The organism is Actinobaculum suis (assembly GCF_900102025.1).
Lineage (GTDB): Bacteria > Actinomycetota > Actinomycetes > Actinomycetales > Actinomycetaceae > Actinobaculum > Actinobaculum suis.
The window spans coordinates 1-12,203 of sequence record NZ_FNAU01000014.1 but is presented as its reverse complement, the minus strand read 5'-3'; the positions used below and the strand labels follow the sequence as shown (position 1 = coordinate 12,203).

General features: G+C 57.2%; 12 protein-coding genes and 1 tRNA gene. 10 read left to right on the top strand and 3 right to left on the bottom strand.

The window, feature by feature from the left end; all coding sequences use genetic code 11:
* Positions 1–1,284 carry a glutamate 5-kinase gene (gene proB / locus BLT47_RS07450; RefSeq protein ID WP_083330163.1) on the top strand — a complete coding sequence of 428 codons (1,284 nt, stop codon included), beginning with the start codon at positions 1–3 and terminating at the stop codon, positions 1,282–1,284.
* Between the two features lie 551 nt (positions 1,285–1,835).
* Entirely contained in the window at positions 1,836–2,723 is an 888-nt protein-coding gene (locus BLT47_RS07445; protein WP_074663379.1) for a hypothetical protein, read from the top strand.
* 218 nt (positions 2,724–2,941) lie between these two features.
* Here the strand turns inward: BLT47_RS07445 and trxA are convergent, their stop codons facing one another.
* A complete protein-coding gene (gene trxA / locus BLT47_RS07440) occupies positions 2,942–3,322 on the bottom strand; it encodes a thioredoxin (RefSeq protein ID WP_074663374.1) in 381 nt (126 codons plus the stop codon).
* Between the two features lie 195 nt (positions 3,323–3,517).
* On the opposite strand from trxA, the gene BLT47_RS07435 reads away from it, so the two are divergent.
* The 7 genes from BLT47_RS07435 (at position 3,518) to BLT47_RS07405 (ending at position 9,241) form a co-directional block, all read left to right on the top strand.
* Entirely contained in the window at positions 3,518–4,942 is a 1,425-nt protein-coding gene (locus tag BLT47_RS07435) for a glutamate-5-semialdehyde dehydrogenase (RefSeq protein WP_049619372.1), read from the top strand.
* Positions 4,943–4,963: 21 nt separating this feature from the next.
* Positions 4,964–5,641: a nicotinate-nucleotide adenylyltransferase gene (gene nadD, locus BLT47_RS07430; protein ID WP_255306653.1), complete on the top strand. Its 678-nt coding sequence runs from the start codon at positions 4,964–4,966 to the stop codon at positions 5,639–5,641.
* A 60-nt stretch (positions 5,642–5,701) separates the two neighbouring features.
* Positions 5,702–6,991, top strand: coding sequence for a hypothetical protein (locus BLT47_RS07425; RefSeq protein WP_074663370.1), 1,290 nt, complete (start codon positions 5,702–5,704; stop codon positions 6,989–6,991).
* Complete coding sequence (gene rsfS / locus BLT47_RS07420) at positions 6,988–7,425, top strand: ribosome silencing factor (protein WP_074663366.1); 438 nt, start codon at positions 6,988–6,990, stop codon at positions 7,423–7,425. The genes BLT47_RS07425 and rsfS overlap by 4 nt, the downstream gene beginning before the upstream one ends.
* Positions 7,426–7,696: 271 nt before the next feature.
* Positions 7,697–8,341, top strand: coding sequence for a histidine phosphatase family protein (locus BLT47_RS07415; RefSeq protein ID WP_049619375.1), 645 nt, complete (start codon positions 7,697–7,699; stop codon positions 8,339–8,341).
* A 197-nt stretch (positions 8,342–8,538) separates the two neighbouring features.
* A tRNA-Ala gene (locus BLT47_RS07410) sits at positions 8,539–8,611 on the top strand.
* Positions 8,612–8,890: 279 nt separating this feature from the next.
* Complete coding sequence (locus tag BLT47_RS07405) at positions 8,891–9,241, top strand: DUF2218 domain-containing protein (protein ID WP_218055952.1); 351 nt, start codon at positions 8,891–8,893, stop codon at positions 9,239–9,241.
* A gap of 210 nt (positions 9,242–9,451) precedes the next feature.
* Here BLT47_RS07405 and BLT47_RS07400 read toward each other — a convergent pair whose 3' ends face one another.
* Positions 9,452–11,137 (bottom strand): FAD-dependent oxidoreductase, encoded by a 1,686-nt coding sequence (locus BLT47_RS07400; RefSeq protein WP_256332581.1) that lies wholly within the window; start codon positions 11,135–11,137, stop codon positions 9,452–9,454.
* Positions 11,138–11,439: 302 nt separating this feature from the next.
* On the opposite strand from BLT47_RS07400, the gene BLT47_RS07395 reads away from it, so the two are divergent.
* Positions 11,440–11,703, top strand: coding sequence for a metal-sensitive transcriptional regulator (locus tag BLT47_RS07395; RefSeq protein WP_049619376.1), 264 nt, complete (start codon positions 11,440–11,442; stop codon positions 11,701–11,703).
* Here the strand turns inward: BLT47_RS07395 and BLT47_RS07390 are convergent.
* Positions 11,659–12,096: a hypothetical protein gene (locus BLT47_RS07390; RefSeq protein ID WP_074663362.1), complete on the bottom strand. Its 438-nt coding sequence runs from the start codon at positions 12,094–12,096 to the stop codon at positions 11,659–11,661. The genes BLT47_RS07395 and BLT47_RS07390 overlap by 45 nt on opposite strands.
* Between the last annotated feature and the right edge of the window lie 107 nt (positions 12,097–12,203).

Sequence of the window (12,203 nt, the reverse complement as noted above, 5' to 3'; positions counted from 1 at the left end):
ATGGCAAACCAGGAAACGGGAAAGTCCGGCGCGGTAGCAAAACCCCAAGCGGAATCGCAGTCACAGAGGGCATCAGAGACACAGGCGCAACCGGCGCTGCACACGCAGCCGCAAGCGCTCTCGCAGCGGGTACCGGGGAACGAGTCGCAAACGGCACCGCAGGCGACCTCGGCGCGTCTGCAGCGAGAGGCGAATGCCCAAGCCCGGCAGGAAGCGATTACTCAAGCGCGGCGGATCGTAGTAAAAATCGGTTCTTCCTCGCTGACCTTGCCGGACGGCTCGCTCAACCTGCAAGCTTTGCACTCTCTGGTAGAAGCGCTCGCTTCCCGGCACCGGGAAGGCTGCCAAATTGTGCTCGTTTCTTCCGGCGCGGTTGCCGCTGGAGCTCACTCGCTCCCCGTTTCCCGGCCCAAAACCATTCGAGATAAACAAGCAGCGGCCATGATCGGGCAATCACGCCTCATGGCCGCGTACGAAAATGCTTTCGATCGGTACGGGATCACCATCGGGCAAGTGTTACTCACGGTAACCGACGTTATTGACCGCAACCATTACTCCAATGTGCAAGACGCCCTAAACGCCCTGCTGGCAATCGGTGTGATTCCCGTGGTTAACGAGAACGACGCCGTTGTTACCGAGGAATTGCGCTTCGGCGATAATGATCGGATCGCGGCCCTCACTTCACATCTCATCAGCGCCGATGTGCTGGTACTCCTCACCGATGTGGATGGCCTGTATTCAGCGCCGCCCAAAGAACCGGGCGCATATTTGATCGAAACTGTTTCCGGGCCGGAAGATTTGGCTGGTTTACTGGTAACAGACCGCGGCAGCGCGGTGGGAACGGGCGGGATGCGTTCGAAAGTAGCCGCCGCCGAACTAGCAGTTTCGGGCGGCGTAGGCGTCCTCTTGACGGCCGCCGCGAAAGTGAAAGAAGTGCTGGCTGGCGAACCTGCCGGTACCTGGTTCGCGCCCACCGGGGAGCGGGAATCAGCGCGAAGTTTGTGGCTTGCCCACGTGGCGGAAGCGCGGGGGCGCGTCGTCGTGGACGCGGGGGCGAAAGCCGCCTTGCAGAAAAACCGGGCCTCGTTACTAGCCGTGGGCGTGATGGGAATAGCCGGCAGATTTGCCCGCGGAGACCTGATCGAAGTTGCCGGGCCGGATGGTAAAACCTTTGCGCGCGGGCTGAGCGGATGGAGCGCTGAAGCCCTCGCCGAAGCAATCGATACCGACGCCGCCCGCGGCACCCGCCCCGTAATTCACGCAAACGATATCGCACTCGGATAGACCAGAAAGAAACGAACGGCAGATAATAGAGAGAATCGAACCGCGGGTGTGGGGATAACCGAGCCGCAGGCGCAGGGAAAACCGAACCGCAGGCGCAGGGAAAACCGAACCGCGGGTAGGGGAGAAAACTCTAGCTTCTGGATATAACCAAAACCCCAGATGAATGCACCAAAAATACGCCGTGGGCACAGTGCGTAAAATGCGCAAGATATATAGCAAATATGCGCATGAAGCATAAAGCGAAAGCGCGAGTTTTTACCGAAACTTTAAGGGAAAACTCACCCAAACTAGCTGAAATGCGAATAATATGCAAAATTGAAAAGGTGAAGCCTCGCACTTTTGGACATGTGCGTCTTGCCAAGTGGACAGGCGACCATTAGTTTTATGGTCATCACATCGAGCGGATCCTGCCATAAGTAGTGAACCCGCTTTCGGTGCGGAACGGAAGAGCGTCTCACAGCGTGGGCACCATCCTAGCCTTCGCCGTCTGTGTGAAAACAATGCACAGCTCTCAAGGTATTCCTTTTAGCCGGAAGTGAACGTGAAGCCACATGACTATACAGCTCCAAAGTCCGAGTGATCTCAATAGCGGCACCCAGGTGAACCGTGACGCCTATTTGGGTTTTGACCTGTCTCTGCTCGGGGCACGGCGCCGTGCGGAATTGCCTGCGATTCATGCTGATATGCGCCAGGTAGGGAGCTACGTACAGGCTTCTCATCGGGGAGGTTTGGATTTTGCAACCCTGAACACATCCTTCCTCATGCGCTCTGACGCTGATGAATCCGGAATGGATGCAGCTCGTACCGTGGCGATGCTTGGCCAAGCAGGGATACGCGGCATGGCTTTTGAAGTGCCCGCCAACCCTCGTGCGATTGCCACACTGGCCCAGCTGAATCCGCACAATAGCGGCGAATCGATGCTGGAAATTGCGGTGACGCCGCAAACAGATCTGCCGGCATTGGTTGTTGCCTTGCGAGGCATGGTTGCCCGCGGATATGAAATTATGCCGCGCGTGCTCGCCAGCGATGTACAAAAACTAGATATCAAGAAATTGTGCTCTATTGCTACCGCGATCCGTTTGCGGGCGCAGTCTCCGCACGATGCGCGCGAAGCCCGTTATGCCTTGCGCTCTATGGCGCGGGCGGAAGGCCGCGAAATCCCCGTGCTCCTGGAGATGGGAATCGTGATTTCGGGGACTCGGCCCTGCGCGCGGGAACGGGTGCACCTCCTGCACGAAATGAACGAGGGCTGCCGGTTCGGCGAGATCGCTTCCGTGGTGGGCACCGTTTACGACGTCGCCGACGCTACCGAACAGTGGATTGGTATGGGAGCCTGCGATGGCGTTATCTACATACCAGCCTCCGCGGTAACCGACTTCGCCTCAATTATTCGCGGCGTGATCCCGCTCCTTAACGGCCGGGTAGTGGGCGAAGAATAGCGCCCGGTGGCTCCTAGCAGCGCGCGGCGGGCCCGTTGTAGCAGGTGGCAAAAGTGACCGCTTTTGAAGCGGGGGCGGCTGCCACATATAAACAGGCCGCCACATATAAATAGGTATAAAAGCAAAATAGTAGTGGGGCTCTAACGCAATGCCGTTAGAGCCCCACTACTGTACTGTGCTGTACTGTTTTGTTAATTTACGGTGAGTATTGCCGGGAGTTATTCGCCGCTAGTGCCGTTGTTTTCTTCCTGCTTGGCAATCCGCTGGCGAATGTCTTCCATATCGAGTTCGCGTACTTCCTTGACCAAGCTTTCCAGCGCGTTTTGCGGTAGTGCTCCGGCTTGCGAAAACACCCGGATGCCGTCCCGGAAAGCCATAATGGTAGGGATAGCTTGAATCCCGAAGGCTTCTGCCAAATCCTGGTTAGCTTCCGTATCTACCTTGCCGAAGGTGATATCCGGGTGCGCCTCCGAAACGCGTTCGTAGATCGGCCCGAACTGGCGGCACGGGCCGCACCACGAAGCCCAAAAATCGAGGAAGGTAATGCCTTCCTTTACGGTTTCATTGAAGTTATCGGCGGTGATTTCAACGGTTGCCATAGTGCACCTTTCTTGTTGCCAATATGGCCATATTGTTGGCCGTCATGCAGTTTTCGATTATGTTGGGAGAACGGTATCCGGTGAGGTTATATTCCCAGCCCCAACGCCTTCGAAAAACTGGGGTAACACAGGCAAGTAGCGTGCTTTGTGCGCGCTAACTGCAGCCCGCTCCCGAATTAGCTTATGATATCCCACATGCAAGAGAAGGACATCACGGCCGGAGTCGTACAAATTGCGAAGCAAGCGCGCGAAGCAGCACGCGGGCTTCGGCGGGCGAGCGGTGAGCAGAAGAACGCCATGCTTGAAACGATCGCCACCAATTTGGAAACGGAAACCCCCGCGATTATCGCAGCTAATAAAAAAGACATTTCGCGGGCCGAGGAAGCGGGCCGGCCTGCCTGGATTATTGACCGTCTACGTCTGGATGAACAGCGGATTGCGAGCATTGCCGCCGGAGTGCGCGCAGTGGCGGCCTTACCGGATCCGGTAGGTGAAATCGTGCGCGGCAAAACCCTGCCCAACGGGTTGAAGGTACGCCAAACTAGAGTGCCTATGGGCGTGATTGGCATGATCTACGAAGCGCGACCAAACGTTACCGTAGACGCCGCAGTTCTCGCTCTAAAAGCTGGTAGTGCGGTAATTTTGCGCGGTGGCAGTGATGCCTACGAAAGTAACCGGAAACTGGTTGAGCTTATGCAAACCGCCGCGCAAGCTAGCGGCTACGCACCAGAATCGATCCAGACCATCGACGCCTACGGAAGGCAAGGCGGCGTCGAACTGATGAAACTGCGCGGCTTGGTAGACCTGGTTATTCCACGCGGGGGAGCCGGGCTGATTCAAACCGTGGTGCGCGAATCTTTGGTACCCGTGATCGAAACCGGAACTGGCAACTGCCACGTTTATATTGACCGCCGTGCAGACCTCGCCAAAGGCCTGCGCATTGCCCTGAACGCTAAGCTCTCCAGACCTTCGGTTTGCAATGCGGCAGAAACGATTCTCGTGCACCAAGATATTGCGGAAGAGTTTTTGCCCGGACTGCTCTCCGGGTTGGTGGCTGGGGGAGTGCGTATACACGCAGATCCCGCAACCGTGGCGATTGCCGAGTACATGAACGCGGCAAATGCGCGCGCAGATGCGGGTGCCAACAAGGCCGCAGAAACGGATGCGGATGCGCCGGAAACGGTAGCGGGAGCGCCGGAAGCGGTAGCGGGGGTGCCGGAAGCGGTAGCGGAAGCGCAAGAAACCGGCGCGCCGGCCGCTCCCGTGCGCATTGTTCCCGCTACTGAGGAGGATTGGGCTACCGAATACCTCGATCTGGAGGTAGCGATTCGCGTGGTCCCGGATATCAACACTGCGGTTGAACATATTTCAACTTTCTCAACCGGGCATACGGAGGCTATAGTTTCTGAAGATATTGCCGCAATCAACTACTTCGAAGAAAGGGTTGATTCGGCGGCTCTGATGATCAATGCTTCCACCCGGTTCACCGATGGTGGCGAATTGGGGTTGGGCGCGGAGATCGGAATATCAACGCAAAAGCTACATGCCCGCGGGCCTATGGGTCTGGAGGAACTCACCACCACCACCTGGATCGTGGAAGGAAATGGGCAGGTGAGGTAGCACCCATCCGGAGAAATAACAGTGAGCGATAAAGAAGAAAATATTCAGATCCCTTTCGACGCCGTACGCACCGGCAGGCGGCGCCGGATCGGTATTATGGGCGGCACTTTTGACCCGATTCATCACGGGCATTTGGTGGCCGCTTCGGAGGTGCAGTACCGCTATAACCTCGATGAAGTAGTGTTTGTTCCCACGGGCAACCCGGCCTTTAAACAAGACCGGCACGTAACCTTGGCCGAACACCGCTATTTGATGGCCGTGATTGCTACTTCTTCCAATACTCGTTTTACTGTTTCGCGGGCGGATATTGAGCGTGGGGGTATTACCTACACGGTGGATACGCTGCGCGATTTGCATCAGATCTATCCGGATGCGGAACTGTTCTTTATTACCGGTGCCGATATTTTGCCGGAGATTCTACGGTGGAAAGAACCGGAAGAGCTGTGGAATTTGGCGAAATTCATCGGGGTTACACGCCCGGGTCACAAGATTTCGGAAGAAGTATTACGCGATAAGCATTTCGAAGTAGTGGAGGTGCCGGCAATGGCAATTTCTTCTACCGATGTGCGGGAGCGGGTGGCGCGCGGCGCCCCGATTTGGTACTTGGTGCCCGACGCCGTGGTGCAACATATCCGGAAATATCATTTATACCGGCGTGGCGAATCGCCGACGCAAGCCCCGGCCTCGGTGGATAACTAAAGGTAAGCTGGATCGCAGTAGTAAGTGTCGGTCTAGGTAGCAGGCAAAAAAGGAGAACCAATGAGCGAAGGTGCCAGGCTAACCCGCAAGCAAATGCGTGAGCGGGGCTTATTGGATGCAATCCCGCACGAAGCCACCTCGCCGGTCGAAAAGCTTTCGCAGACGCAAGAAATTGCGCTCCGCCGCCCTTCCCGCAAGGAGATTTTGGAAGCTGAGCGGGCGGAAACGAGTGGGGGCCTAACGCCCACGGCCGCGCCTTCCCCGGCGGCGCCATCTGCGGGTGGTGCTTCCCCCGCGGCGTCCTCGCCGGCAGAGCCTTCTGCAGGTAGTGCTTCCCCAGCGGCACCCTCGCCGGCAGCGCCTTCCGCGGGCACGGTTTCCTCCGCGATGCCCTCGCCGGTCACGCCATCTGCAGGCGCGGCTTCCCCTGCCGCGAGGCAGGTGCAAGAAACGGCTGGGTATCCAAGCGGACCGGGCGCTTATCGGGCAAACGATTACGATGATTACGATTTGGGCCGTGCGGATTATCCCGCGCGCACGCTAGCCGCGGAAACCCAAACCTGGAAAGCCCAGGACTGGTTGCCGGCGAGCTCGCCTAGCCCAGCTGCTCCGGCGGCGCCAGAGTACGGGATTGGAAAAGCCGCGGCAGAGCCGCAAAATCGGGGCGGTACGGCTGCAGTACCAGAAAGCTGGGGTGGAGCTGCTGCAGCAGCGGAAAACTTGGGGGCGGCGGCGTCGGCACCCGAAAACTTAGGGGCGGCGGCGTCGGCATCGGAAAATGGGCGAACTGCGCATCCGGCCACTCCGGCCGCCATGGATCCTTCGCACCCGCACGGTCGGGTTTCCGTTTTCGACCGTTTTGAAGACGATACTGACGTAGGCGAAAGCGGGCCGGAAACCGCAACTTCACCTGCCCAATATGGGGGAGTGTATCGCGGTTTTGACGGTGGGGAAACCTGGCGAAGCGGCACGGATACCGCGCGCGAGGCCGCGGATAGGCCCAGCTTGCAAGAACAGCTACGCAATATCACCATGGCGGATACGCGGCTTTCGGACGAACCGGAATTCCCAACGGCACCGGAAACGCGCGCGGAACCGGCAGTGGAAGCAAACGTAGCTACTCTCGAACCGGAGCTGGAAGGGGAACCGGAAGCTGCGGAAACAGAAGAACCACAGCGTCGTTCCGGCTATTGGGCAGTGACCATGGCGATTTTGGTGGTTATTGGAGTCGTGATTGGTGTGCTCATCGGTACCATATGGGTCAGACGCTGGGCAATGGGTGAACCGGTAGCTCCGGCAGAGATGGAGACCGCACAGCACCTAGCAACTTATATAAAGGAGATTTTGTGACAGCATCCGAACGTGCGATCGAACTAGCTCGGGCTGGTGCCGCAGCAGCGGCCGAAGTAAAAGCAACTACGATCGAAGCTATTGATGTTTCGGACCGGCTCATTATTTCGGATGTATTTCTTATTGTGACGGGGAGTTCCGAGCCACAGATTAACGCTATTGTGCGAACGGTGGAAAATGCGCTGGTAGATATGGGCGCTAAGCGTTTACGCCGCGAAGGCTTGGGGTATGATGCCGGGTGGGTGCTTCTCGATTACGGTGAGCTCGTCGTGCATGTGCAAGGCGAGGAAGAGTATGAAGAATACGCGCTCCCGAAACTATGGGCGGGTGCCCCGAAAATTGATCTTGGGCTTACTAACGAAGAACTTGGGCTCGGTGAAGAAACGGATACAGCTACGCCACGGGCGAGCCTTTCCGAACCCGATACCGTATAAATCGGCCCAGCCGCGGCGCACACAAAGCGCGCCCATTTGACTTCGTGGTGGCATTCGGTGCTTTCCGGCAACCGGAGGCCACCACATATTTTTGAAAACCGCTTTTTGAAAGCCATGGCTAGCAGACCAGCGCAACAGAAACGACTACAACCGAAATTACTACGGCAGAAACGATTACAACAGAAATCAGCGCAACCGAAATTAATACGATAAAACCGGCGCAACCGAAATTAATACGATAAAAACACTACAACAACTGGAGGAACGAACAGTGGCAGTTGATTCCGTCATTTTCTGGCGGCATGGGCAAACCGACTACAACTTCGAAGGGCGTATCCAAGGCTCTTCGGATATCCCACTAAATGCTACCGGGCTGGGGCAAGCCCGGCTCGTGGCGCCCCACGTAGCTTCCTACAAGCCGGCACGCATTCTTGCCTCGCCCTTGCAGCGCGCATTGGTGACGGCGCAACAGGCTGCCAAACTGCTGGACATGCGGGTAGAAACGGATAAGCGTTTCGAGGAGCGGCACTACGGCCTATGGGAAGGGCTCACGCGGGAAGAAATCCAGGCCAATTATCCGGCCGAGTCGGAAATCTGGCGCCGCGGCGGACAGCCGGAAGGCATGCAGATCGAAGATAAGACGGCCTTGGGCAAGCGTGTGGCTGAAGCCGTGTACGAATATGCGGAGCAGATGAACGGCGGCACACTACTAGTGACCGCACACGGCGCTGCTATTACCGCGGGTGTGGCTGAACTCCTGGGTCTGAGCGGCATGTGGGGTGGAATCGCCGGGCTCGATAACTGCCACTGGACGCTTTTGCGTTACCAGGCAGACCGCGAGCAAAAGTGGCGCGTAGTGGCCCACAATCGCTACCTTAGCGATATTGCAGACCCGGTACGTAACTATCGGGAATAGAGCGGCGAGAGTGATTCCGGCTAGGCAGTGAACGCGATTCCGGAAACATGGCTAAAGATGTTCCGGCAACGTGACTAAAGATATTCCGGAAACATGACAAAACTGCAGTTCCTCAGGTGTGATGGGAATCTCAGGGAAAAGAGCGGCTTTCAATTTGCAGTTGGCCAGAATCTCTACTATTCTTTATCAAGTCGCTCGGGGCTATGGCGCAGTTGGTAGCGCGCTTCCATGGCATGGAAGAGGTCAGGGGTTCGAATCCCCTTAGCTCCACAGTTAGACGCTCATTTTGATACAAAATGGGCGTCTTTTTGTTTTGCCAATACGCCGCAAGCCCTCACAGGTTCGATTCCGCTGTGCAAAATTAAAATCCCGAACGACTGGTGCCGTCCGGGATTTCAGTAGAGCGCTTGAGATTGGAGGGCTACCCCTGGTGCGATGAGCGCAATAATTGCTGTAAAAGCACCTAGCCTGGTGACCATCGTGATAAGTGCTGCTGGCCCGAGAAGATAACACTAGAAAAATTGGTTAGTCTTAGCTATGTTGCAACCTATGGACGGTATTATGACTTCAACTGCACATGTGACCTCTGACCGCCCGATGCGTTATGGCAAACAGTTGGCCAGCCATTTCAGTCATAAGATTGAGGCAAGCTGGAATAAAGATTCGGCTACGGGAACCGCAGTTTTCCCCATTGCGGATACCAGTGACAGCGTACGATGTGACATGTCCGCTGACGAAGGTCAGCTCGTGTTGGTACTCAACGGGCCAGCAGAACACATAGGCCAGTTTGAGGAGATTGTCGCACGCCACCTTTTGCGCTTTGCCAAGCCTGGCGAGCTGGAGGTCACCTTCGTCCGCGACAACGGGGAGAGCTCTGCCTTCGTTTATGAAGAAGAGTAGCGATAGCTACGGACAAACCTGTTGCAAGGCGACCCTGTTGCAAGGCGACGCAGGGAAGCCCTGTTGCAAGGCGACGCAAAGAAGCCCTGTTGCAAGGCGACGTAGGGAAGCGTCGAAAGTGAGAATTCAATGTTTGGGCGTGCCTAGGCGCGCCCTACCGAACGGTTCAAATTTCCCAAAAGCCGCGTGAAAATAGAGGTTATCGGCTACTTAGGCAGGCTTGGAAGCTGCCGAATCCATCCCCGCCTTCCATGTGCGGTATCCACCTGAGAGGTTCTTGGCCTTGCGTCCATGTTGGCGGAGAATTCTGGAGGCGAGATACCCGCGTAGGCCGACTTGGCAGGAGACGATGAGGTCGCCGTCGGGTAGTTCGTTGATCCGGTCACGAATCTCGTCGAGTGGGAGGTTGATCGCGCCCGGTATCGCGCCGGTTGCGAACTCCCCAGGTCCGCGAACGTCGATCAGGCGTACACCGGCCTCCATGAGGCCAGCAACCTCATGCCATTGAACAGACTCGGTGAGCCCTTCGTGCAGGTTGCGGTTGATATAACCGAGCATATTGATGGGGTCCTTGGCCGATCCGAATGGTGGCGCGTAGGCAAGCTCAAGATCGGTAAGTTCGGAGGCTGTGATTCCGCCGGCGATGGCAGTGGCGATGACGTCAATGCGTTTGTCGATACCACCTTCACCAACGCCTTGTGCACCCAAGATGAGATCGGTTTCGGGATCGACGAGGAGCTTGAGATCCATTGACGCCGCGCCGGGATAGTAGCCGGCGTGCGACGACGGATGGGAGTGAATCGCACGATAGGCGCGTCCGGCAGCGCGCAGCCGCTTTTCATTCCATCCGGTGCTTGCCACATGAAGATCGAATACTTGCACGATGGACGTGCCTAGAACAGGACGGTCAGCGGCCTCGCGTCCGGCGATTACGTCGGCGACCATGCGCCCTTGCCGGTTTGCGGTGTTGGCGAGCGCGACGAGGCTGGCATCGCCGGAGATCGCGTCCGTTTTTTCGGCCGCGTCGCCAATGGCGTAGATATTGGGATCGGAGGTTCGCATTGTAGCGTCGACGGCGATTCCGCCAGTTTTGCCGAGTGCCAGCCCGGCTTGTTCGGCCAGAGTCGTATCGGGGCGCACGCCAATCGCCGCCACCACAAGATCAGCCTGGATCTTAGTGCCGTCGGAGAGTTCGACATCGTCCTCGCCGATAGCCACCACGTGCGAGCCGAGGTGGAGGTCGACGCTGTGTTCGCGGATGTGGTCGTGCACGGGAGCAACCATTTCGGGATCGAGAGGTGCCATGACTTGGTTGGTTCCTTCGACAAGTGCAACCTTCAGCCCGCGGTGGGCGAGATTTTCGGTGACCTCAACGCCGATGAAACCACCTCCGATCACGACGGCGGTTGTCGCGGTTTGTGCTCCGGCCATGAGCGTGTCCGTGTCCTCGATGTTGCGTAATGGTAGGGCGCGCTCGATGCCCGGAATTGACGGGATCACGGGTTTGGCGCCGGGGGAAAGGATGAGGGAGTCATAGGCGAGCTCGGTAGTGCCGGACGGTGCGGGGGATTCCTCGCCCACGCGACGAATCTGAACGGTTTTCGCATCTGGGGTGATGCGCGTGACTTCGGTGTGTACCAGCACGTCAATGTTGAATCGCGCTTTGAGGGCCTCCGGGGTTTGCAGGAGGAGGGCATCACGTTCTTTGATCACGCTGCCAACATAGTAGGGCAGGCCGCAGTTGGCGAAGGATACGTATCCGCTTCGTTCAACCACGGTGATTGAGGCGTTTTCGTCTAGCCGCCGCAGGCGAGTTGCCGCAGACATTCCGCCGGCCACTCCGCCGACGATGACGTATTTCTTCTGATCCGCTTGTGCAGAGTTGTTCATCTTCATGTCACCAAGATACATACCCGTAGGGGTATCTTGCAAGTACCCCCAGGGGTATGTAAAGTTGGCGGCGACGATCTAGTAGCGCGCGAGTGCGCTGCAACGAACAAAAGGATTCAAGGAACAAGGATTCAAGGAACGATGTGCAGACCAACAAAGTGCAAGACGTGTGGCAAGACGACGTGGGCCGGGTGCGGCCAGCACGTGAATGAGGTCAAGGCTACGGTGCCCGCGAGCCAGTGGTGCGACGGGCATGAAAACAAAAGCGGTAGTTCCGGGTTCTTCGCGCGGATTTTCGGGAAGTAATCATGCAGGTCAACGCAGATGAACTCGATGGCGTGCTCAAGCGGCTCAAGCGGGCGCAGGGCCAAATTGGCGGAGTCATCAAGATGATCGAGGACGGGCGTGAGTGCGACGAGGTGGTCACCCAACTCTCAGCGGTCGGCAAGGCGATTGACCGCGCGGCTTTTGCGGTGATCGCCACCGGCCTACGCGAGTGCATGACCTCCGACGACGAAACCGCCGAGCTAGACGCACAAAAGTTGGAGAAACTTTTCCTCTCTTTGGCATAGTGACGCAGGAGGGTATGCGGTAACTGGGGGTGGCCTGGGCTGGATTAAATAGACCATGCGCTCGATTTTATTGATCAGCGTTTCGTCGTGTTCGAGCCCTAGACGGCCAGCAAGAAGTTCTAGGAGTTCTAGTCTCTGCTTGCTGATCTTGCCTTCGACTGCAGCTGCGTGGATTGCCGCTCGGTAGAGGTTTGTGGCGCCATCTTCGGAGATTCCACTGATTCGCGCCCACAGATCGTCTTCATCTATTTCGATCTGGTTCTTGAATAGCTCTATGTAGCGCTGGTATTCCTCGCTGTTGCCTGCGCTCCGCTCGGCAGACACGGTGAGATAGTGCAGCAGTAGACGTTCTTCGTCTTGAACGACCTTGTCGGCGTCGATGATCCACCACATAGCTGCGAGTACGGACCTGACCCCCTGTTGGTGGACATAGGCTAGCCCCGGCGTTCAGCCGGAGAAAGGTAGTCTTCTACCATGTCCCGTAAAACATATTCCGCGCA